The 22,820-nt window shown below is 43.8% G+C and carries 20 protein-coding genes; 13 read left to right on the top strand and 7 right to left on the bottom strand.

The genetic code is table 11. The annotated features are described in order from the left end of the window. Nucleotides 1-26: 26 nt before the first annotated feature. The gene (locus I3254_RS01660) at nt 27-1,163 is read left to right on the top strand and encodes a DUF1176 domain-containing protein (protein ID WP_238050692.1); all 1,137 of its coding nucleotides are present in this window, start codon (nt 27-29) and stop codon (nt 1,161-1,163) included. 35 nt (nt 1,164-1,198) lie between these two features. Here the strand turns inward: I3254_RS01660 and I3254_RS01655 are convergent, their stop codons facing one another. Next, nucleotides 1,199-1,417, bottom strand: a complete 219-nt coding sequence (locus I3254_RS01655; RefSeq protein WP_101205310.1) for a DUF2788 domain-containing protein — start codon at nt 1,415-1,417, stop codon at nt 1,199-1,201. A gap of 378 nt (nt 1,418-1,795) precedes the next feature. Here I3254_RS01655 and argS point away from each other — a divergent pair, with 378 nt between their 5' ends. The 3 genes from argS (at nt 1,796) to I3254_RS01640 (ending at nt 5,737) form a co-directional block, all read left to right on the top strand. Then, nucleotides 1,796-3,625 (top strand): arginine--tRNA ligase, encoded by a 1,830-nt coding sequence (gene argS, locus I3254_RS01650; protein WP_238050690.1) that lies wholly within the window; start codon nt 1,796-1,798, stop codon nt 3,623-3,625. Nucleotides 3,626-3,712: 87 nt separating this feature from the next. Then, nucleotides 3,713-4,516 carry an SPOR domain-containing protein gene (locus tag I3254_RS01645; protein WP_238050688.1) on the top strand — a complete coding sequence of 268 codons (804 nt, stop codon included), beginning with the start codon at nt 3,713-3,715 and terminating at the stop codon, nt 4,514-4,516. A 126-nt stretch (nt 4,517-4,642) separates the two neighbouring features. Continuing rightward, nucleotides 4,643-5,737 carry a PTS sugar transporter subunit IIC gene (locus I3254_RS01640; protein WP_238050686.1) on the top strand — a complete coding sequence of 365 codons (1,095 nt, stop codon included), beginning with the start codon at nt 4,643-4,645 and terminating at the stop codon, nt 5,735-5,737. 160 nt (nt 5,738-5,897) lie between these two features. Here I3254_RS01640 and I3254_RS01635 read toward each other — a convergent pair whose 3' ends face one another. The 3 genes from I3254_RS01635 to clpP form a co-directional block, all read right to left on the bottom strand. Further along, nucleotides 5,898-6,884: an SDR family NAD(P)-dependent oxidoreductase gene (locus tag I3254_RS01635; protein ID WP_269117484.1), complete on the bottom strand. Its 987-nt coding sequence runs from the start codon at nt 6,882-6,884 to the stop codon at nt 5,898-5,900. A 341-nt stretch (nt 6,885-7,225) separates the two neighbouring features. Next, entirely contained in the window at nt 7,226-8,500 is a 1,275-nt protein-coding gene (clpX, locus tag I3254_RS01630; RefSeq protein WP_238050684.1) for an ATP-dependent protease ATP-binding subunit ClpX, read from the bottom strand. Nucleotides 8,501-8,686: 186 nt separating this feature from the next. After that, nucleotides 8,687-9,313, bottom strand: coding sequence for an ATP-dependent Clp endopeptidase proteolytic subunit ClpP (gene clpP / locus I3254_RS01625; protein WP_197411852.1), 627 nt, complete (start codon nt 9,311-9,313; stop codon nt 8,687-8,689). 940 nt (nt 9,314-10,253) lie between these two features. Here clpP and I3254_RS01620 point away from each other — a divergent pair. From I3254_RS01620 to I3254_RS01590, 7 genes are all read left to right on the top strand, one after another. After that, nucleotides 10,254-11,282, top strand: a complete 1,029-nt coding sequence (locus I3254_RS01620) for an urease accessory protein UreD (protein WP_238050681.1) — start codon at nt 10,254-10,256, stop codon at nt 11,280-11,282. A 118-nt stretch (nt 11,283-11,400) separates the two neighbouring features. Further along, nucleotides 11,401-11,703 (top strand): urease subunit gamma, encoded by a 303-nt coding sequence (gene ureA / locus I3254_RS01615; RefSeq protein WP_057761815.1) that lies wholly within the window; start codon nt 11,401-11,403, stop codon nt 11,701-11,703. 56 nt (nt 11,704-11,759) lie between these two features. Beyond that, entirely contained in the window at nt 11,760-13,946 is a 2,187-nt protein-coding gene (ureC, locus tag I3254_RS01610) for an urease subunit alpha (protein WP_238050679.1), read from the top strand. Between the two features lie 162 nt (nt 13,947-14,108). Beyond that, nucleotides 14,109-14,723, top strand: a complete 615-nt coding sequence (ureE, locus tag I3254_RS01605; RefSeq protein ID WP_238050677.1) for an urease accessory protein UreE — start codon at nt 14,109-14,111, stop codon at nt 14,721-14,723. After that, nucleotides 14,713-15,507, top strand: a complete 795-nt coding sequence (locus I3254_RS01600; protein ID WP_238050675.1) for an urease accessory UreF family protein — start codon at nt 14,713-14,715, stop codon at nt 15,505-15,507. The genes ureE and I3254_RS01600 overlap by 11 nt, the downstream gene beginning before the upstream one ends. A gap of 57 nt (nt 15,508-15,564) precedes the next feature. Continuing rightward, the gene (gene ureG / locus I3254_RS01595) at nt 15,565-16,254 is read left to right on the top strand and encodes an urease accessory protein UreG (RefSeq protein WP_238050673.1); all 690 of its coding nucleotides are present in this window, start codon (nt 15,565-15,567) and stop codon (nt 16,252-16,254) included. Nucleotides 16,255-16,304: 50 nt separating this feature from the next. Further along, a complete protein-coding gene (locus tag I3254_RS01590) occupies nt 16,305-17,057 on the top strand; it encodes a HupE/UreJ family protein (protein ID WP_238050671.1) in 753 nt (250 codons plus the stop codon). 183 nt (nt 17,058-17,240) lie between these two features. Here the strand turns inward: I3254_RS01590 and tig are convergent, their stop codons facing one another. Next, entirely contained in the window at nt 17,241-18,584 is a 1,344-nt protein-coding gene (gene tig / locus I3254_RS01585; protein ID WP_238050669.1) for a trigger factor, read from the bottom strand. Between the two features lie 524 nt (nt 18,585-19,108). Continuing rightward, nucleotides 19,109-19,762, bottom strand: a complete 654-nt coding sequence (gene rdgB / locus I3254_RS01580; protein ID WP_238050667.1) for an RdgB/HAM1 family non-canonical purine NTP pyrophosphatase — start codon at nt 19,760-19,762, stop codon at nt 19,109-19,111. Between the two features lie 552 nt (nt 19,763-20,314). Here rdgB and I3254_RS01575 point away from each other — a divergent pair. Beyond that, nucleotides 20,315-20,944, top strand: a complete 630-nt coding sequence (locus I3254_RS01575; protein ID WP_101205324.1) for a superoxide dismutase — start codon at nt 20,315-20,317, stop codon at nt 20,942-20,944. Between the two features lie 128 nt (nt 20,945-21,072). On the opposite strand, the gene I3254_RS01570 is transcribed toward I3254_RS01575, so the two are convergent. Further along, a complete protein-coding gene (locus I3254_RS01570; protein ID WP_238050665.1) occupies nt 21,073-21,813 on the bottom strand; it encodes an SDR family oxidoreductase in 741 nt (246 codons plus the stop codon). A gap of 513 nt (nt 21,814-22,326) precedes the next feature. Between I3254_RS01570 and I3254_RS14355 the strand changes: the two genes are divergently transcribed. Further along, nucleotides 22,327-22,820 (top strand): histone H1-like repetitive region-containing protein (locus tag I3254_RS14355; RefSeq protein ID WP_238050663.1); only part of this gene is annotated, 494 nt, incomplete at its 3' end.

The following is a 22,820-nucleotide window of genomic DNA, read 5'->3' as shown; positions in this document are numbered from 1 at the left end:
GTGGTAGCTAACATAAGGAAAGTACTATGAAGACATTGAAGACATCAAAGACTTTGATTGTGGCTACCATCAGCTTGCTATCGCTACCTGCTATGGCAGGTTATGGAACTGTATCCGAAGGCTGGGGCTTTTTACAAGACGACTGGCAAGTGGTTTGTGATAATACGCGGACTTGTCGAGCGGCTGGATACGCCAGTGAAACATTAATAGATGAGCCTGCCTCAATATTGTTCACAGCGTTGCCAAGAGTAGCTCTGCCAAAATCGCAAATTCAGCTTATCTCAGAAGTGCCGCTAGATGATCTTAAGCCTGCTCAGCTTTGGCTGAATAATAAAAACTATGGTGTATTGCAACCCAATAAAGAAAATAGTCTACTATATGACTTATCAGCCAAGCAGACACAGGCCCTGCTTGATCATGCTCGTATCGCGACCAAGATAGAGATTAGAGCAGGCGACAATCAATGGCAGATCAGCGATAAAGGCATGTCAGCAGTACTGCTAAAACTAGACGATGTGCAGGGCCGAGTAGGGACATCGATGGCATTGATTAGCAAAAACCAGCGCAATCAACAAACGCCAAAAGCGGCATTGCCAATTCCCACCATCAATAAAGCATTTGCGTATTCCGCAAAGGATAGCAATGCACTAGCCCCATCAAAACTCAAATACTTTCAGCAAAATATAAATAAATGGGTCGATATTGACTCCAAGCAGCTCATCGGATCTGGAAATACAATGGGCGACTGTGAGCTGGTCAATCCAAAAACTGAAACATATCAGCGGATGTCAGAGTATGGTTCTACTATGCTTGGCTGGGACTTTATACCAGTAGATAAAGCGCATACGTTAGCCACGCATCTCTGCTGGTCAGGCCCTTACAACTCAAGCACGGGTTATTGGCTCATTAATAACGATAAGCCGAGCAATCCTATGCTCATTACGACAGCAGGGAATGATTATTTTGATGGTGAGATTTCCGCCACTCACAAAGACCGAGGCATTGGTGATTGCTGGAGCCGTACTGCATGGATATGGAATGGTAAAACGTTCGTTAAGAGCGCAGAGGCGAGCACAGGTTTGTGTCGCGGTTTTGCTGGTGGGGCATGGGATCTACCCACCTATGTGAGTAAAGTCATAGACAGTAATGGTAAGGCTCAATAAGAAATATTTGGGGCTTAATGACGAAAAATGGCTGATTATATCAGCCATTTTTTGAAAGCGACTTCCATGACTATCTTAAGGATAAAACCAACAGAACCTGCGCCTAGTGCTAAGAATATCCAAAAAGTACCAGCGCGCCCAGCTTCAGACGTTTTAGAGATATCCCACATAATAAAAAACAAGAAAGCGATGAATATCGGCAACAAGACGTACAGTCCCCAACTGGTGACAGTACTGGCGGCAATGGCAAACATGGCGTAATCCTATAATAGAGTAGTAACGCGTCTTCTATATTTTAGAAGAGCCGTACAAACCAATATTATAACGTGGAAGTAGTCAGGTATAAACGACTGCCCAGTATTGAGCAACAGTAACGCTACAATTCACGTTATGAGTTATTTATCAGTTTTGCATCATTGATATTAGTCAGCCCAAATCCTGATAACGGTAAGATTTTAGTGCTAATTTTGGCGCAAATGGTGCAATAAAGCGCAAAGATTGTTATATTTACAGGTTACTTATCTTTTTACATTATTCTATCCCTGCAATGTCGGTCGCTATTATAATAAGCAGTTATCGATTGCTCGCATTCGCACCGTTTTTGTTGTTTATTTAATTGAGTTCAAATTCCTATGTCACAAGCCCAAATTGATACGCTTGCATCCCTGTTTAACGATGCAATTCAAACCCTACAAGCAGATGGTACGCTACCAAGCGATTGGCAAAACAACAGTCAAATCACCCGTACAAAAGATTTAAGTCACGGTGATTTTGCCAGTAATATCGCGCTAACGGCAGCGAAAGCAGCTAAAGCCAATCCGCGTCAACTTGCTGAAAAAATCGTCAGTGCATTGCCTGACAATCAAGATATTCGCCAAGTAGAAATCGCAGGACCAGGGTTTATCAACGTATTCTTAAACTCGGAAGCTAAGTTTTCTGTATTGGACGATATCTTCACATTGCAAGATCGCTTTGGCTTGAGTAATCAGTTTGACGGTCAAAAAGTTCAAGTTGAATTCGTTTCTGCCAATCCAACGTCAAGTCTGCACGTTGGTCACGGTCGCGGTGCTGCATTTGGCATGAGCGTTGCTAACCTGCTAGAAGCTATCGGCTATGACGTCACGCGTGAATATTATGTCAATGATGCTGGTCGTCAAATGGACATCTTGGCCACCAGTACATATTTACGTTATCTACAGCTAAATGGTGAAGAGATAACTTTCCCAGTTAACGCCTATCAAGGTGATTATGTCAGTGACATCGCCCAGACGCTAAAAACACAGCATGGCGATAGCTACGTACATAGCTTTGCAAACGTTGCCAAAGATGTGCCAGAAGATGCTCAGTTTGAGATTAATGCTGACGGCGAAAAGACCTTAGTTTCAGGTGATAAAGAAGCGCATATTGATGGCTTGATTGCCAATAGTAAGTCTTTGCTAGGTGACAGCTATGCGTTATTTTTAAACGCAGCCTTGAGCAGTATTTTGGCGGATATCAAAGACGACTTAAACGACTTTGGCGTGAGCTACGAGTGCTGGTTTAGCGAAAGATCTATCGATAGCGAGATTGAGCCTGTTCTACAGATACTAGATGACAAAGGCTACCTATACGAAAAAGATGGCAACATCTGGTTTAAATCGACCGATTTTGGCGATGAGAAAGACCGTGTGGTACGCCGTGCCAATGGTCAATCGACGTATTTTGCCTCTGACATCGCTTATCATAAAAACAAGTTTGATCGCGGCTTTGATAAAGTCATTAACGTTTGGGGCGCAGACCACCATGGTTATGTCCCACGCGTAAAAGCTGCTCTACTAGCCCTTGGTATAAATGCCGAACGCCTTGACGTGGTGCTTGTACAGTTTGTCGCGTTATGGCGCGGTAGTGAAAAGGTACAAATGTCATCGCGTTCTGGTCAGTTTGTGACCTTGCGTGAGCTACGTGCAGAAGTCGGTAACGATGCTGCACGATTCTACTATGTTGCGCGTAAGCCTGAAGTGCATGTTGATTTTGACTTAGAACTTGCCAAATCACAAAGCAAAGACAATCAAGTGTATTATATCCAGTATGCTCATGCGCGTGTTTGCCGCGTGTTAGAAAAACTGGCAACCTACGATTTGACCGTAGATGATGCCGTTGGTTTGGCACATCAAGATTTGCTAAGTGCACCAAATGAAGACGAACTGATTAAACTGTTAGCAGGATATCCAGCAACGTTACTTCGCGCAGCGACTGGTTACGAGCCACATGTCTTGACCAACTACCTAAAAGAGCTCGCGGCATTGTTCCATGGTTGGTATGACACCAACCGTATCTTGCCGATGAGCTTGACTTCAGGTGAAACGCCAAGTCAGGATGAGCTAGACTTAATGCAAGCACGTTTGCGTCTGTCCAAAGCCGTTAGACAGGTACTGGCAAATGGGCTTAGCCTGCTAGGCTTGTCTGCACCGTCTAGCATGTAGTGCTTTTCTAATATGTGACATGAGTATAGACAGCTGATAGCATTAATTCGATGATGATAGTTAAATCCAGTAGGGAGAACGAGATCCATGCTAGCCAAAAAACCTAAAGGCGCGACAGAAAAGCGCAAATCAAGTAGCGTATCAGGCTTATTGTGGATGTTTGTTGGGGCCGTATTGACCCTTATGATCGGGGTGTTTATCTACCTCTCACCATTATTTAATTTCAGCCCCGCTGATGGTAGCGCTGAGAACGACCCTGATCGCCAAGTACAGCCACGTGTGGATACTGATACCGACAATGGCGATTATGAGTTCTACGATATTTTACCTAATCAAGAGATGGCAACCATCCCTGATGAAGATATCGCTGATATTGATAATGATCAAATAGGTGATATCGGTGCGTTTGAACCAGACGTCGTTGTGACTCAACCAGAGAGCGATGCAGGCAGTACAGAAACGGGCAGCTTCGGTGGTTCGGAAAATGCGACTGTCGAACCTGCTGGTAGTAATAATGCTGGGTCGAGTGAGGATATCGTTGTCGTTGAAGAAGATGCAACCTATGATGGTACGCCGCCTGCTACTAGCAACGCTACAACCCGTAACAACAATGCAGCAGCAGGTACGGCAAGCATCCAAGCTGCCAAACCTGCGGCGACCTACATCTTGCAGATCAATAGCTTTAGTGATGCAGATGAAGCAGATCGTCGCCGTGCACAAGTACTGATGGCGGGTGTCGATGCTCGCGTGGTCAAAAACACGACGGGTAATGGCTTGCCAATTTATCAAGTCATCTCGCGTCCTTTGAATAACCGTCAAGCAGTAACGACGGCACAGCAGCGCCTACAGAATAATGGTATAGACTCTATTATTGTTGAGCAGCGTCGCTAGATGATGCAGTTTGCAGTTATTGTATTTATTAAAAAAAGCGTCGTAATGACGCTTTTTTTATCTCTTTATTTTATCAAAAGCTTTCTAGCTGTTTTATCCTATTAAACGTCCATTAAGAGTATGGTTATGACCGTATCTAACTCAGTAACACCGCAAGCAGGCATTATTAAAGCGTTCTTTCAAAAATACTTTATCGATGCTTTTACTGGTATGGCTCTCGGGCTATTTGTCACGTTGATCGCAGGTCTAATTATCTCGCAAATCGGTGGCTGGTTAGATTTGCCAGCATTGGTCGCGGTCGGGAAACTTGCCTCGATATTAATGGGTGCTGGTATTGGCGTAGGTATCGCTTACTATCTCAAAGCACCAACGCTAGTGATGCTTAGCTGCCTCGTAGCGGGTATGCTTGGTGCCCATTCCGAAGCACTAATGGCAGGCACGCTCTTTACGCCGCAAGTGGGTGGGCCTGCAACCTTTGTAGCACTGCCAGGCAATCCAATCGGTGCTTATCTGACTTCTGTATTTGCTTATCGTGCTGGCAGTTGGGTCGCTGGTAAGACGAAGCTTGATATTTTATTGGTGCCATTGGTTGTATGCGGTATTGCTCTCTTAGTTTGCGCACTGCTTAATCCGCCTATCGTAGCAGGGGTCGCAGCTATCGGTCAGGGTATTCATGCCGCTACTGAATTACAGCCACTTCTAATGGGTATCGTCATCGCCGTAGTGGTTGGTATTTTATTGACCCTACCAACGTCGAGTGCAGCCATTTGTATTGCTATTGGGCTTGGTGGCTTGGCGGGCGGGGCAGCAGTGGTGGGTTGTGCAGCGCATATGATTGGTTTTGCTGTTGCAAGTTTTAAAGACAATGGCGTTAGTGGCGTTATCTCTCAAGGCTTGGGTACCAGTATGCTGCAAATCCCTAATGTGCTCAGAAAACCTATCGTTCTGCTACCTGCTGTCATTGCTAGCGCTATTGTTGGGCCGATCGCGACCGTTGGTTTTGGATTAGCTTGTACCGCGACAGGTGCGGGTATGGGTACTGCTGGTTTGGTCGGTGTATTTGGGGTTATTGAGGCATCACAAGAAATCATGAGCACCGGTCAATTATGGACAGCGATTATTCTATTGATGTTTATATTGCCTGCGGTGATTGCAGGGTTGGTGGCTTATATCATGCGCCGTATGGGCTGGTTAGTCGCTGGCGATATGAAGCTGCCTTAATGCTTGGAGCATTGAGTTAAAATATCATTAACAGTCTCAAAACTCAGTCTTATCCTTAATCAGCAATAACAACGCTTAAAAAGCCCAGCTACGACTATAGCTGGGCTTTTTATATATAAATTCATCAATTTCTCATGATATAGGGAATGTTGATAACATACTATTTAACGGTCTTTAACTTCTTATGACGACGTGGTTTTAGTTTGCGGGACAGTTGATGGAAGTCGTTCAGCACTTGGCTATAGTGCGATGGAAATACACGTTGAATGGCATCAATCATCTTTGCATCGTTACCAATTAAGCAGCGCTGCTGGTTGGTCGCTGCTGCCTGTAGGATAATCCAAGCCGCTTCATTGGCATCAAATTTTAAGAATTTATTAAAACTTCTGATGGCTTTGGGCCCAGTACTCATGCCAATATCATGGATACTCTCATTACCGCGCGCGCTATTGGCGATATTGGTTTTGATCCCGCCCGGATGGATACAAGTCGCTGATACCCCGCAGTTCTGGATGTTTAGCTCTTGGCGTAAGCTCTCTGTGAAGCCGCGTACGGCAAATTTGCTAGAGTTGTAGGCCGACTGTGATGGCTGAGCGGTCAAACCAAACAGACTTGAGATATTAATAATATGTCCATGCTCGCCAAATTGGCTCTTTTTAACGCTGTTTTTGATTAACGGTAAAAACGCCTTAGTACCGTAAACCACGCCCCAAAAATTAATGTTCATTACCCATTCAAGCTCACTAATACTACTGCCTTCGACGGTAGAGTAGAGCGCAACACCTGCATTGTTAAAGATAAAATTTACTTTGCCATAATCGCTCATCACACTATCAGCCCATGCTTCCACGGCTTTATTGTCTGACACATCGAGTACCGTCATAGTGACGTTGACATCATAATTGGCAAGTAATTGTTTGGTCGCTGCTAGCTGTTCAGGATTGATGTCCGATAGTGCAACATGACAGCCCATTTTTGCTAAATGAATGGCTAGCTCACGGCCCATACCAGAGCCTGCGCCTGTGATAGCCGCGACATGGTTTCGGTAGTAGGATGCAACGTCCGAGTCATCCAATGAAGTATGGTTAGAAGAAAACGGTAGATGTTGGCGCAATGAAGTCGCCATGGCGGTCACATGGTTGAGCATAATAAACAGTCCTTTGTCTTATTAATCATATGGGTTGTACGGGCTATATCTTGCGGTATATAGAAATAAAGTATAAAGGTCAAAACAGTTTATCTACATTAGCATGGTTTACACTGATGTCTGCTAGCGATTGATAAACGCTGCTGTCATTTCGGAGCAGGTGTAATGAAAGTCGCCAATTTTCAGTATGCAAGTTATATAGTATCAAGTTATCTAACGGGCAAGCTATCTAACAGACAAACTGGTTAAATAATAGACTACTAAAAAGCGCCTGAGCTAATTTAGCCAGACGCTTTTTAGTAGTCCGTTAATGATAACGGACTATTTATATCAGTTATAAATTAAGCAATTTTAGGTACTTTACCTTCATTGATAACGTCCGCATCAACCATTACAGTTTTAGCATTTTCCATAGAAGGTAGCTCATACATAGTCTCAAGTAGGGCGTTCTCTACGATAGAACGTAAACCACGAGCACCTGTCTTACGTTCCATTGCTTTTTTGGCGATGGCATCTAGGGCTTCTTGAGTAAAGTTAATCTCAGCACCTTCCATGTCAAACAAGTACTTGTACTGTTTTACCAGTGCGTTCTTAGGTTCTGTCAGGATTTGTACTAGGGCCGCTTCATCTAGCTCTTGCAGTGCCGCAAGTACTGGCAGACGACCGATTAGCTCAGGAATCAGACCAAACTTGATCAAATCTTCTGGCTCGACTTCTTGTAGCAAGTCTGAGCTACGACGGCTGTCGTCTTTTGAGCTGACATCAGCGTTAAAGCCAATACCGCCTTTTTCAGTACGCTGCTGAATGACTTTATCAAGTCCAGCAAATGCACCGCCAACGATGATTAAGATGTTGCTGGTATCCACTTGGATCAGCTCTTGCTGCGGGTGCTTACGACCACCGTGCGGCGGAATCGCAGCCACAGTACCTTCGATTAGCTTTAGCAACGCTTGCTGTACGCCTTCACCTGATACATCACGGGTAATAGATGGATTGTCGCCTTTTTTACTGATTTTGTCGATTTCATCAATATAGATGATACCTTGCTCAGCTTTGGCCACATCATAGTCAGAAGCTTGAAGTAGCTTTTGTACGATGTTTTCAACATCTTCACCAACATAACCAGCTTCAGTTAAGGTAGTGGCATCAGCCATCGCAAAAGGCACATCTAGCAGACGAGCCAAGGTTTGCGCAAGCAATGTCTTACCAGAACCAGTCGGACCGATTAGCAAGATATTACTCTTAGCCAATTCTACCATTGCATCGTCAGCGCCGATCTTGGCTTTTTTGCTGTCGTTGGCTAGTGTTTGGCTAACTTTTAGGCGTTTGTAATGGTTATAGACGGCAACAGCCAATGCTTTCTTGGCAGCGTCCTGACCGATGACATATTCATCAAGCTTGGCACGCAGCTCTTTTGGCGTTGGTAGTTTTTTATTGACCCAAGAAGTGTCTACTTCGCTATCATCATCACTGTGCTCTGCGCTGTCTGCGATTAAGTCAGTACATAGCTCGATACATTCATTACAGATGTTGGCATCGTCAGCAGCAATCAGTTGCTGTACATCGCTTTTGGCTTTACCGCAAAACGAACACTGCGGGGTATTATCTTCTGCCATAAAAGGCGCTCCTAAAATTTAAAACTGGTTAGTTTATTTGTAGTATATCGATTATCGTATTCATTCAATGGTCATACCTTCTAATGGTCAGGTATGACATTGATAACGGTTTACTGTACGGCAAATAAACTATAAAAGGTCTTATGATTGCACTCTCAATGAAGAGGCATCACGTTAATGCTTAGATTACAAAGATTCAGGACGACGCTCTAATACTTCGTCAACCAAACCATACTCTTTGGCTTCTTGTGCATCTAACCAATAATCACGCTCAACGTCTTTTTCGATTTTCTCTACTGGCTGACCAGTGCGCTCAGCTAAGATACTATTTAGACGTGCACGAGTTTTAAGAATTTCACGAGCGTTAATTTCGATATCAGTTGCTTGACCCTGCGCGCCGCCTGAAGGCTGGTGAATCATGACACGAGCATTAGCAAGTGAGTAGCGCTTGCCTTTTTGACCAGCGGCCAATAGGAATGAACCCATGCTGTAAGCACCGCCCATACAGATAGTAGATACTTCAGGTTTGATGAAGTTCATGGTATCAAAAATAGCCAAGCCAGCGCTTACTGAGCCGCCTGGTGAGTTGATATACAAATGGATATCTTTGTCAGGGTTTTCAGCTTCTAAGAATAGTAACTGGGCAACGATAAGGTTAGCCATGTTGTCTTCGACCTGACCGGTCAAAAAGATAACGCGCTCACGTAATAGACGTGAAAAAATATCAAACGAGCGTTCACCGCGTGAGGATTGTTCAACCACCATAGGTACTAAAGCCGCTTGTGTGGTCTGTACTTCTTTGTGCGCACTCATTAGCATATCAAAATGCGGGTTGGCAGTGATGCGATCATAATCTGTCATAGAAAAGTCCTATCGATAAATGTATAAAATAAAAATGGATTGAATGATTTTATTGTCTAGTAGTTTTTGACTAATGGGTTGTTTATAAGGGGGCTGCGCTCACTATTCAAGCCTATAAAACGGGTTTGTGCATAAAATAGCTGAAAAAGTGACCCTCCGATATGTCTAGGACTCATTGCTTATATTAAAACTTATACTAAAAATACGTCTAGAAATAGATAAATACTATCTTATCTATTATCAAGTCGTACAGATATTGATAGTATCTGTATCGACAGCATCTGTATCGACAGCATCTGTATCGATACAAATAGCGTAAATCATGTTTGACCTGACTTTTTAACATAGAATACCTGATTAATAGCCCTATAATCCACCTATCTTACTGACTCAGCCTGCAAATAGTTATGCGTTTAGTATTTTTGCTTATCTAATGTCCTCAGAGGGTATTGCGCTAACAATAACGCTAAAAAATGCACTGTTATGGACAAAATGTACTGTTTTGGTGCAAATATCTGCTAATTTTATAAATAGATAAGGCTCAAAAAACGTTTAGAAAATAGCTGGAAATATACGGTTATTTTTATCATGTAAGTTAAATAAAAAAAAGCACAGACAAATCAAAGTTTTGAGTCGGTAAGGTTGTCTATTTGATTATCTGCTATCAAGAGTTGGCACAGTGCTTGTATCAATAAAAACATTGACGCTTTGATTTATCATGGTGCGCTAGGCACGATAAATGGTGTAGGCTGTATTTCTTCGCTGTTATTCTGACATTACTGTAGTTAATGAACTGTAATTAACGATTGGCAATAGAGTTTTTAACGGATAGTAAATGAGAGTTGTCACATAAAATACTGAAACATATTTAATTGGTAAATGAGTATACAAAATGAGTTGGGCCTCTTCTTTAGCATTAAGCTTTAACACTGTTAGCAGTACAAGTACGGCCAAAGAGGGTACGGCTGATAACTCAAAAACGCGGCTTTATCATCGTAAGCATACGGGTGCCTTGATGGTACAGCGTGCTCTGTATCCTGAGCCAAGCGTACAGCAGGGTATTTGTCACATACTGATGTTGTACCCGCCAGCCGGTATCGCAGGCGGTGATACGCTGACCATAGACCTAAACTTAGATAGTGGCAGCCACGCTGTTATCACCACACCAGGGGCAGGTAAGTGGTACGGCAAGGACAGTGTTAGTCAAAAACATAAAGCTCCGTTGAGCGACAACGATACTCACCAAAGTATGGGTCAAAATGAAATAGCTGCCTATGCGAGCCAACACGTACAAGCCAACCTCGCAGCAGATACCCGTCTAGAATGGCTGCCGCAAGAGAGTATCATTTATAACGAAGCCAATATGCATGCAGTGAGCCGCTTCGATTTGACAGATTCCTCTAGTCTACTGACATGGGAGATTAGCGTATTTGGGCGGCAAGCTTACGACGAGCAGTTTTTGCAAGGGCGTTATCATACTGGATTGAATATCTACCGAGATGGCAAGGTTGTCGTTGCTGAGCGAGTGGCGCAGGCAGCACAAAATCGCTGGTTTACCTCAAATTTAGGATTAGCAAACCAGCATATTTATGGATCGTTTTGGGCAGTACCAAGCTTAAGCGATGTCCATGACAATCTTGCACTCTCCGCGTCACAAACCACGCAATCGACCGAAACAGCCCAAGCAACTATCAAGCAGTCATTAACCCGCTATCTAGACAATACCGTAGCAGCATTACGACAAGTAATTGCTCAAGCACAACTGCCTGTCTACTGCACTCATAATTGCCAAGCGATCAATATCCGCTACATTGGCTCAGATGTACGAGGTTGTTTTGAAGCGTTTTATCAGCTAAGAGAAGTCTTGCGAGATCATTGGTGGCAACTTGAGCCTTGTCGTCCACGTATTTGGGACACCTAATACGGCCACTTTTAATAATGAAACTAAGATATATTGCGACTATTTTTAATCGATATTTAATGCTTTGAAAACCTCTAATCTGCTATAAATATAATGATAAGTACAACAAGGAATTGTCATGCACCTGACCCCAACAGAAAAAGACAAACTCATGCTATTTACCGCTGGTATGGTGGCTGAGCGCCGCAAAAATCGCGGTGTTAAGCTTAACTATCCCGAAGCCATCGCTTATATCAGTATGTTGCTGATGGAAGGCGCACGAGATGGTAAAAGAGTTGCCGAGCTGATGAGTGAAGGTGCTACGTATTTGTCTGCTGATGATGTCATGGAAGGTGTCGCAGAGATGGTAGATGAAGTACAAATCGAGGCGACTTTTCCTGATGGCACCAAACTGGTCACGGTACATAATCCCATCGTGTAACGCTGTATACCATTGTTATAGCACTGACATGCTCACTATAAAATAAGGCGGCTACCATGCAAGCAGGCGAATACCATATCCAAGATGGCGATATTATCTTAAACCAAGGGCGACAGGTACAGACCATCAGTGTGAGTAATACTGGTGATAGACCTATCCAAATCGGCTCGCATTATCACTTTTATGAAGTCAATGATGCCTTGAGTTTTGACAGAGAGCAAACTCGGGGGTTTCGCCTAAATATTATCTCTGGCACCGCCGTACGTTTTGAGCCTGGCCAATCACGGGAAGTCGAATTGGTAGCATACGCTGGCAAGCAAGACGTCTATGGTTTTGCTGGGCGCGTCATGGGCGCAGCTCATCCAGACAAAGCATCAGAGAGCACTACTGATAAGAAGGTAACCGCTACTTCGAAGAAGCGAGTCAGTCGTCGTATTTATGCTGAGCATTTTGGTCCTACCACAGGCGATAAAGTCCGTCTTGCCGATACTGAGCTTTGGCTACAGGTTGAGGCGGATTTAACCAGTCATAAAGATACAGCTGTTGATCAAGCAGATACGTCGCAAAGTGGTGAGAGTAGTAAGCCTATTGAAATCAAAGGTGAAGAAGTCAAATTTGGTGGTGGTAAAGTCATCCGTGATGGCATGGGACAAGGACAGTTACTAGGCGCGGAAGTTGCCGATACGGTTATTACCAATGCATTGGTCGTTGACTATACAGGCATCTATAAAGCGGATATTGGTATCAAAGATGGTCGTATCAGTGCCATTGGCAAAGCGGGCAATCCTGATATCCAGCCCGCTATTGATATTCCTATTGGCGGAGCTACCGAAATCATCTCTGGCGAAGGCAAAATCCTGACAGCAGGTGGCGTCGATAGTCATATTCATTTTATCGCGCCCCAGCAGTGTGAGACGGCGCTTATGTCAGGGGTAACGACGATGCTGGGCGGCGGCACAGGGCCAGCTCAAGGTACGCTCGCTACTACTTGTACACCAGGGGCGTATCATATTGCCTCAATGCTAAAGTCTACTGATAGTATCCCTATGAATATTGGACTACTGGGTAAAGGCAATGTGAGTGTACCAGAACCCATTGCTGAACAAATCGAAGCAGGTGCCGTGGGGCTGAAGCTACATGAAGATTGGGGTACAACACCGCAAGCTATTGATAACTGCTTGAGTGTCGCTGACGACTATGATGTGCAGGTGGCCATTCATACCGATACTTTAAATGAAAGTGGCTATCTAGAGAGTACACTTGCTGCTTTTAAAAACCGCTGTATCCATACTTTTCATACTGAAGGGGCAGGTGGTGGCCATGCGCCCGATATTCTAAAGGCTATTGGCGAGTCGCATGTTTTGCCATCATCTACCAATCCCACTCGACCATATACCGTCAATACCATTGATGAGCATCTCGATATGCTGATGGTTTGTCATCACCTAAGTCCTGCTATTGCTGAAGATGTGGCCTTTGCTGAGAGCCGTATTCGTCAAGAAACCATCGCCGCAGAAGATATCTTGCATGATTTGGGTGCTATCTCGATGATGAGTAGTGATTCACAAGCGATGGGGCGGGTGGGTGAAGTGGTCATCCGTACATGGCAAACCGCGCACAAAATGAAAGTTCAACGTGGCCATCTAGCGCCAGATGCAACGGCGAACATTGAAGATGAGCAACAGTACATTACTTTGACAGACTATGATCAAAGCACGGACAACGATAACTTCCGTATCAAACGTTATATTGCAAAATATACGATAAATCCTGCGATTACTCATGGTATTAGCGATATGGTCGGCTCAATCGAAGTGGGGAAATGGGCAGATATGGTGCTATGGTCGCCCAAGTTTTTTGGGGTAAAACCTGAGTGCATTATAAAGGGCGGACTCATCGCTGCGGTACCGATGGGCGATATCAATGCCTCTATTCCCACCCCTCAGCCTGTACAATATCGTCCTATGTTTGCTACTTATCCAAAATCAGTCGCCCAAACTAGCATTACTTTTATGTCGCAAGCGGCGATCGACAAACAAGTGGACAAGCAGCTTGGGCTGACCAAAGTCATTCAGCCAGTACACGGCATCCGTAAAATTCGTAAAAGCGATATGCGCTTTAACAGCTACTGTCCAGATATGGATATCAATCCTGAGACCTATGAAGTAAGTGCGGATGGTAAGACACTCACCTGTGAGCCAGCTGATGTATTACCCATGGCACAGCGTTACTTTTTATTTTAGAGCTTATGATGCACTTTTATAGGAGCTCTAGGACAGTGAGCCATAAACCATTTATACCAATAGTCAGTTGGTTTTTTGAGTGATATCGTATCTTTATTCCCAACACTTTTATCATCAATACTATTGACCAATAGTTTGAGCAACAACGGCCAGAGAAGAATAATGAAAATATTTAATACCCGTCTAAGTACGCCTAGCGATGTCCAAAAAGCACAATTGGCAGAACAGCATCAAGCCGACGATTACCTGCTATTAGACTTTGATACTCGTCAGCATTCTCGCTTTAGAGCCATTACTGTCTCAGGCGAGGCAGTTGGTGTTGACCTACCTCGTACAGGCGTCTTGAAAGGCGATGATGTCCTTATCAATGAATCAGGGGAGTTAATGCAAGTCATCGCCAAGCCGCAAGCGGTGACTAAGGTGACTGCTGATAATGACTTTCTACTAATGAAAGGCGCTTATCATTTGGGCAATCGTCATGTGCCATTGATGTTTGACCACAGTTTTGATCAGGGTAATGCAAGCTATGCGCTATATTTTGAAAACGATCATGTACTTGCACAAATGCTAGAAAATCTCGGTCTACATATCGAGTCTACCTCAGTGCCATTTGAGCCTGAGACGGGCGCTTATCAAACGGGCCAAGGGCATGCGCATGGCCACGCTCACTCCCATGCACATTCGCATAGTGACCCTCATAGTCATCAGGAAAGTCATAGCCACGGACATAGCCATAGTCATCATGATGCGCTTGTAGGTCGTTCGAATGATGGTTGATACCAGTGCTCAGCCTGCTCAATCTGCCCAACTTGGACAGCTACTGATGCTGGCATCGAGCAATTTGCCGATTGGTAGCTATACCTATTCGCAAGGTGTGGAGTCAGCGATTGAGTCAGGGGTTGTCTCTGATGAAGCCAGTACGCTTACATTTATGCAGGACTATCTAGCGCTTGCAGTCATTGGCTATGAGTTGCCTATATTGGGTCTGATCATGTGTGCACTAAGCCAAGGTCGTGAAGCGATAGCGGCAAATCTAGCACACGACTATCACGCTGGCCTCGAGAGTAAAGAGTTTGTTCTGGAGTCGCAGCAGTTGGCACAGGCGATGGTGTCGTGGCTCAACGAAGTATTGAGTCTTGGCATACCGGCCGAAATACCTGAAGATGGATTTTTGCCGCTATTTGCACATATTGCTCAGCATTGGCAGCTGCCACTAGCGCAGTCAATGACTACTTATGGATTTGCTCAATTAGAGAACATGGTGCTCGCTGCTGTTAAGACAGTGCCGTTAGGACAGATGGCGGGTCAGCGTATTCTTTGGCAATTGCAAAGCGATCTGGGTGCTCAGGTCGATGCTCTAAGTGACGATGTACAACAGGCTTTTGATACTTTAATTACATCGACAAACACGTCCAATACTTTAGGTAATAGTGAAGAGTCGGACTGTCAGCAGCTATGCCAAGACCTCTATGAATCGCTTAATATCTCGAATAATTTACCCAATTTGGCTATTCTCTCAAGTATGCACGAAGAGCAATACAGTCGGTTGTTCCGCTCATAACTGTACCTTTATTTCTATTTATACTTATTAATATACAAACCGTTTTAGGAAATTAATATGTCTCTAACTCCGCTCAAATCAAAAAACTCTCACGATGCATCAGACGTACAGACTAATAGCGACAGCCAGAAACCGTCTTCTGCCTTATCGTGCTTACGCCTTGGTATTGGCGGGCCAGTTGGTAGTGGTAAAACTGCTTTGACATTAAGGCTATGCCAAAACCTGCGTGATACGGTCAATATGGCAGTGGTGACCAATGATATCTATACCAAAGAAGATTCAGAGTTTTTGACCCGCAATGATGCCATGCCTGCTGAGCGTATCCGCGGTGTAGAGACGGGCGGCTGTCCACATACGGCTATCCGCGAAGATGCTTCTATTAATCTGACTGCGATTGCTGAGCTACAAGCGACTTTTGAAGGGTTAGAGTTGATTATCATTGAGTCAGGTGGCGACAATCTAGCCGCGACGTTTAGCCCAGAGCTGTCTGATTTGACCTTGTATGTCATTGATGTCTCTGCAGGCGATAAGATACCTCGTAAAGGTGGCCCTGGCATTACCAAGTCTGATTTGTTGATTATCAATAAGACTGACCTTGCACCAATGGTTGGTGCGTCGCTTGAAGTGATGGAACGCGATGCCAAAAAAATGCGTGGCGACAAACCTTTTGTCTTTAGCAATATGAAAACAGGCGATGGGCTAAATGAGATTATCGCCTTTATTAAAGAACATGGCATGCTTGCCTAAAGAGCAGATGAGCTTTTACCATTAAAATATAAAGAATAAGGAAAAACAGCATGACACAGTGTACAAAAGGTCTTCACATCGAAAACTCTCGCTTTTCACAAGTGCTCTCAGCTCGTCATATCGTGTCTGGTTCGGCTGTGATGATGACATCACTAATGCTACCGTCATTGGCGCAGGCGCATTCAGGTCATATTCACTCGACTACCGCGCAAGCGCCGTCATTTTTGGGTACGTTGCAAGCAGGACTGATGCATCCAGTAACTGGCCTTGATCATTTATTTCTGGCAGTAGGCATGGGCATGTTGTTTTATGGTCTACAAAAGCAGCGCTTAGGCATGATGTCGTTGACGGCAGGGTTGTCATTAGGCGCGATATTGGGTACGGCAGGTGTCCTGATAGGCGGTATTACATTTGCTGCATCATCTGGGTTGATTGAAGTGGCGATATCACTGTCGGTGGTCGTATTGGCTATGGTCTTAATGAGCCAAAAAAGTAGACAAGAAACATTCTCTGCGCAGACTCATACAGCACGCACACCAAGTATTCAGCAGCTATCACTATTTGGCTTTGGTAATTTGGCAGTGTTTCATGGCATGGCACACGCAATGGAAGTACCAGCAAATGTCGGTATGAGCGGTCAGCTAGGTTTTTATGCAGGGATGATGGTCACGATGCTAGCGCTATATGCAGTTGGTACGCTGGTTAGTCAGCAGTTGCAGCAACGCTTTAATGATAGCTTGTGGTTACAGCGCGGGCTAGTGCTGCTAGGATTGAGCGCCGTATTTGCACCTGTTTTGGTGTAAGGCGCGCTTTATAGTACGAGTACGATGTTTATAGATTCGATGTTTGTAAAGTTGATAGTTGTGACTGATTTTATCTAGTTAACGAACGCCATAAAAAATGCGCCCCCGATCAAAAGGTCGGGGGCGCATTTTAGTTTTGATAACTGACTACAGCATATCTAAAAAGACAGCTTGTCGTATCAATTACATTGCTTGCTGCTGTTGTTGCTGAGCCGCTAGCAAGTCTTGGTAGCTAACTTCTTTGTCAGTTACTTTACCTTGAGCGATCAAGTAATCTACTACTTGGTCTTCTAGTACAACAGACTCAATGTTAGCGCGCTGCTGCTTGTCATTGGTGTAGTACTCGATGACCTCGCTTGGATCTTCGTAGTTTTCAGCGGCTTCTTTGATGAAGGTTTCAACACGCTCTTGATCTACTTCTAAGCCTTTAGTATCGATAACACGGGCAACGATGATGCCAAGACGGGCAGCACGTAGCGCTTGCTCTTCAAATAGCTCATTTGGCAGCATGTCTTTATCGAAACTATCAGCATTTGCGCCGAACTGCTGAGAGAAACGTTGCATCATCATGTTGCGTTGACGCTCGATTTCTTGCTCTAGCATCGCGTTTGGTACGTCAAACTCGTTCTTTTCTAGCAATGCGTCAAAAGTTGCTTGCTTAACTTGACTACGCGCAGCGTTTTTGATTTCGCGTTCCATGTTTTTGCGTACGTCTTCTTTCAACTTCTCAACGCCGCCTTCTTTTACGCCGAATAGCTCTAGGAACGCATCATCAATTTCAGGTAGCTTAGACTTTTCAACCAATTTTACGTTGATTTTGAACTGAGCTTCTTTACCAGCTAGGTTCTCAGCTTGGTAATCTTCTGGGAAAGTCACGTCGATAGTTTTTTCTTCGCCAGCTTTCATACCTTTGATACCAGCTTCAAAACCTGGAATCATCTGGTTGCTACCGATAACTAGTTTAAAGTCTTCAGCAGAGCCGCCTTCGAATTTTTCACCGTCGATAGAGCCTTCAAAGTCAAAAGTCACTTGGTTGTCTTTCGCAGCCATGCCCTTTTTCTCAACGAATTCTTCACGTTGCTTTTGTAGGTTTTCGATCATAGTGTCAACGTCTTCTTCACTCACTTGTGCAGTGTGACGCTCAACTTCGATCTCATCAATACCTTGTACGTCAACTTCTGGGAAGATTTCAACAGTGGCTTGATATACCAAGAAATCGTCTTCAAGTTTTACGTCGTCGATGTTAGGCATGCCAACAGCACGGATGTCTTCAGATTTGATTGCTTCAAACACAGTATCACGGATCACATCGTTGATAACTTCTTGTTGAATGCCAGCACCGTACTGAGAGCGGATGTGTGACATAGGGACGTTACCTTTACGGAAACCGTCAATCTTGGCAGTTTTCGCAACTTGGCGAATACGGCCTTCAACTTTGTTTTGAATTTTTTCAACGGGCACTTTAACCGTTAGCTGGGTTTCTTTATTAGATAGCTTGTTGGTTGTGACTTGTAAATCTGTAGCCATGTTAATTACACCTTTAGGATTAAGTAGTACGTTTGATTAATGAAATAGTACTTAGGGTTAAATTGTAATAGACAGACCGCGCCTCAAATTACGGGCATGTACGACGGGCTGCCGTTGAAATAAATAGGGGATAGCAATAGCGCACAACGTCAAATTCAGTGCCAGTAGCAATCGCCGCTGATACCAAAAGGTGAACCTGCTGAGGTTGTCCATGCTATCAAATATCGATAATAAACCGTTAATGCACCGCATAATAACGCTTTTTGGTGAATTATACAGCCAAATAACGGATTTCAACAAAATTTTAAAAGTAGAACAGTATAATCTATCTGTTTATTAAAGTAAAAATTATCTCTTTGATGGCATGTTTCCTTATGTTGTTTGCTCTTGTATGGCTTAATTTTATATAAAAAATCAGTCATATTCGTATTCAATAAATGAGATAACAGATAAGAAACAGCGATAAGGTTGCAAGCGCAATATGAGTATCAAGTGCGCTTATGGATAGAATAGCTATAAAGTACTTATAAAGGTAGCTGCGCCAATAGCTGCTGGATTGCCTGACCACGATGACTGATGCTGTTTTTATCAGCCGCGCTCAGACTAGCCGCACTGGCTTGCAAATCAGGTAACCAAAACAGTGGATCATAGCCAAAACCGCCGTCACCATGCGCTGTCTCTGAAATCTCGCCATGCCATAATCCTTGGGCGACAATCGGTAACGGATCATCAGCATGACGCACCATTGCCAGTACGCAAACGAACATACCTTTGATCGGAGTATCTGGATTTGCTGCGCGGATAGGCTGCAAGTCAGCGATGAGCTTGGCGTTATTTTTACTATCGTTACCGTGCTCACCAGCATAGCGAGCAGAGTAGATACCTGGCGCATTACCTAGTACAGGCACGCACAGTCCTGAGTCATCAGCAATCGCAGGCAGTTCACTGATACGGCTCGCATGACGGGCTTTGATAATGGCGTTTTCTACAAAGCTTAGACCATCCTCGATGGCGTCTTCGATATCAAGCTGACCTTGCGGGACAATCGTCACGTCCAAGTTCGCTTCGGCAAATAGCCGTTTAAACTCAGCCAATTTGCCTTTGTTGTTACTGGCCAGTACCCATCGGTTGGCTGTTGTCGGGTGGGTAGCAGTTAACGAGTTAACAGTGGTGCTCATAGAGTCAGTCCGTTATATGAAAATGATGAAAAACTATTATTCGAGTAGGCTTTATTTATCTTTTGTAGCGCTAATCGGTAAATTGTTTGTCGATTGAAGTAGTTATACTAACAATGATAACGCATGAGTTTAGAGTGAATGCGGTTACCGCGTAATAAATAACCAATCGCTATACAGATTGTACGGGCTATAACATTTGGTAACTGATATTATTGGTCACTATTGCTATAATAGGAGACAAGCTACAGTGAATTATATCTTATGGCTTGTGAATATTAAGTTAATAAAAGTCTATAAAGTCAGAGACTTGGCTTTTTGACGAAGAATAATAGCAATAAGTAACCGCTAGGTTAATTTTGGATTCATAATGATACGTGATATTGTATTGAGCAGTACCGTGTATCAAGCAATAAAGTTCATTTCAAACAATAAACTCAGCCAATTTAGTCCGCTATTTTATAGTGTTTTTTGCGGTGTAAAAATAGCGTAAAATTCAGTTTCTATAAGCAAGTTTTTATAAACTAACGGCTAAACAGCAAGGATAAAATAATTATGTCAAACATTACTTTACCAGACCTACCATATGCAAAAGACGCACTAGAGCCACATATCAGTGCCGAAACGCTAGAGTATCATCATGACAAGCACCATGCTGCTTATGTAAACAAGCTAAAAGACATGTTGCCAGGTTCTGGTCTAGAAGACAAAACATTGCCAGAAATTATTGTAGCGACTGCTAAAGATGACAGTAAGCAAGGTATGTTCAATCAAGCAGCTCAAGTATGGAACCACACGTTTTATTGGAACTGCATGACGCCAACGAACGGCGGCGGCGAACCTACTGGCGATCTAAAAGCAAAAATCGAAGAAGATTTCGGTAGCTACGACAAGTTCCGTGAAGAGTTCAAAAATGCAGCGTTGACTCAGTTTGGTTCAGGTTGGGCATGGCTAGTTGCTGATAAAGTCGGTGGCAAATTGTCAATCGCCAAAACTGCTAACGCTGACACCCCACTTGCACATGACCAAGTAGCGGTATTGACTTGTGATGTATGGGAACACGCGTACTATGTAGATTACCGTAACCGTCGTCCTGACTATGTTGATACGTTCCTAGACAAGCTAGTGAACTGGGACTACGCAAACGCAAAATATAAAGGTCAAGATGCTGGCGTTGAAGAGTAATCTTTAACGACCAAGTATTTGATTAAAAAAGAGGACACCGCGAGGTGTCCTTTTTTTATGTGCTAGCTTTCTATATAACTTTCTATTTCGATATCTGATCAAAACATATTTTTGATAGAGTAGTGCTATTAGGCGATACCGCCGTTTGCGCCGATATTTTGTCCAGTAACCCAAGCTGCTTCTTCACTGACCAAAAATGCCACCACACGAGCGATATCGACTGGCTCACCGATACGATTAAACGGTGACATGCTAGCAAGTCTCTCCACCGTGTCATCCGATTTACCTTGATGAAATAGCTCAGTGTCAGTAGGGCCGGGAGATACTGCATTGACCGTGATATTGCGTTCGCCAACTTCTTTGGCAAATATACGGGTTAGCTGATCGACCGCGCCTTTGGTCGCACAGTAAGTGCCGTAACTAGGTAGCAGCATACGAGTGGTCGTACTTGAGAGGTTTACGACACGACCACCGTCATTGAGTTTAGTCGCAGCTTCACGCAATGTATTGAACGTGCCTTTTACATTGATAGCAAATATACGGTCAAAGTCTTCATCGGTGGTCTCGGCAATGGGTTTATTAATCATTATGCCTGCGCTATTGACCAAAATATCTGGCTTACCAAAAGCGCTGATAGTGGCATCAAACATTGCTTCGACTTGTTTGGTATCACTAACATCGGCTTGCACGGCAATGGCTTCACCGCCTGCGGATTTAATCTGACTTACGATATCATTGGCTGCTGAGTCATCATTTGCATAATTAATGACGGTTTTAGCACCTGCTGCTGCAAGCAATATGGCTATCTGGGCGCCGATACCTTTTGATGAACCGGTTACAATCGCGACTTTATTATTTAGTGTTGTCATCGATACTTTCTCCAATATTGTAAGTGAATATCAGCATGCTTATAGGGCGTTTTGACTGATGTCTCTTGATTAGTAGGATATAAGTTACCAGTGTGCCAAACCAATAAATAGGACGATTCAGTATGCTTGTTTTTAGATAAATTTATCTATTGTGTCTATGCGGATGTAAAGTGCGTAAATAAGGATATTTGTTGAAAAGTAGTCTTTATTTGCTAAAGGTTTAGATGAAGGGGAAAGGTGTTATAAGGTAGTTTCTTAAGTCTGATAAAATGTCTACTTTTGCTTATTTCTGCGTTCAATAAGTACTTCATTTTGTAATGTAATTAGAGCTACTCATTAACTTTACATTATTATTTCTTTTCATTCTAAATATTACCGTTCATTCAATTTAAAGATTTGTTATTAACAATATATTATACAAATCAAACACAATGCTGTAATATAGTTTACATACATATGTCGAGTTCAGCTTTCTAAGCTGAAAGATAATTTAATATTCATTGGAGCAGCAAAGTGTCTTTAGTATATCTATCAAAAATAAGTGTTCTTACCGTTCTAGCAGTAGGCATTGTTGCATGCAGCAGCACTGGTAATGGTTCTTCAAATTTATCTACAAACGTAAATCCACCAATAGAACAGACTGAAGCTGAGAAGGCTGCTGCTGAAAAGGCTGCTGCTGAAAAGGCTGCTGCTGAAAAAGCTGCTGCTGAGAAAGCCGCTGCTGAGAAAGCCGCTGCTGCAAAAGCCGCTGCTGAAAAAGCTGCCGCTGAAAAAGCTGCTGCTGAAAAAGCCGCTGCTGAGAAAGCCGCTGCTGCAAAAGCCGCTGCTGAGAAAGCCGCTGCTGAGAAAGCCGCTGCTGCAAAAGCCGCTGCTGCAAAAGCCGCTGCTGAAAAAGCTGCCGCTGAAAAAGCTGCTGCTGAGAAAGCCGCTGCTGAAAAAGCTGCTGCTGAAAAAGCCGCTGCTGAGAAAGCCGCTGCTGCAAAAGCCGCTGCTGAGAAAGCCGCTGC

Source organism: Psychrobacter sp. Ps2 (assembly GCF_022129405.1).
Lineage (GTDB): Bacteria > Pseudomonadota > Gammaproteobacteria > Pseudomonadales > Moraxellaceae > Psychrobacter.
Note: the sequence above shows the minus strand (reverse complement) of the source record. Positions and strands in the feature narration are given on the sequence as shown.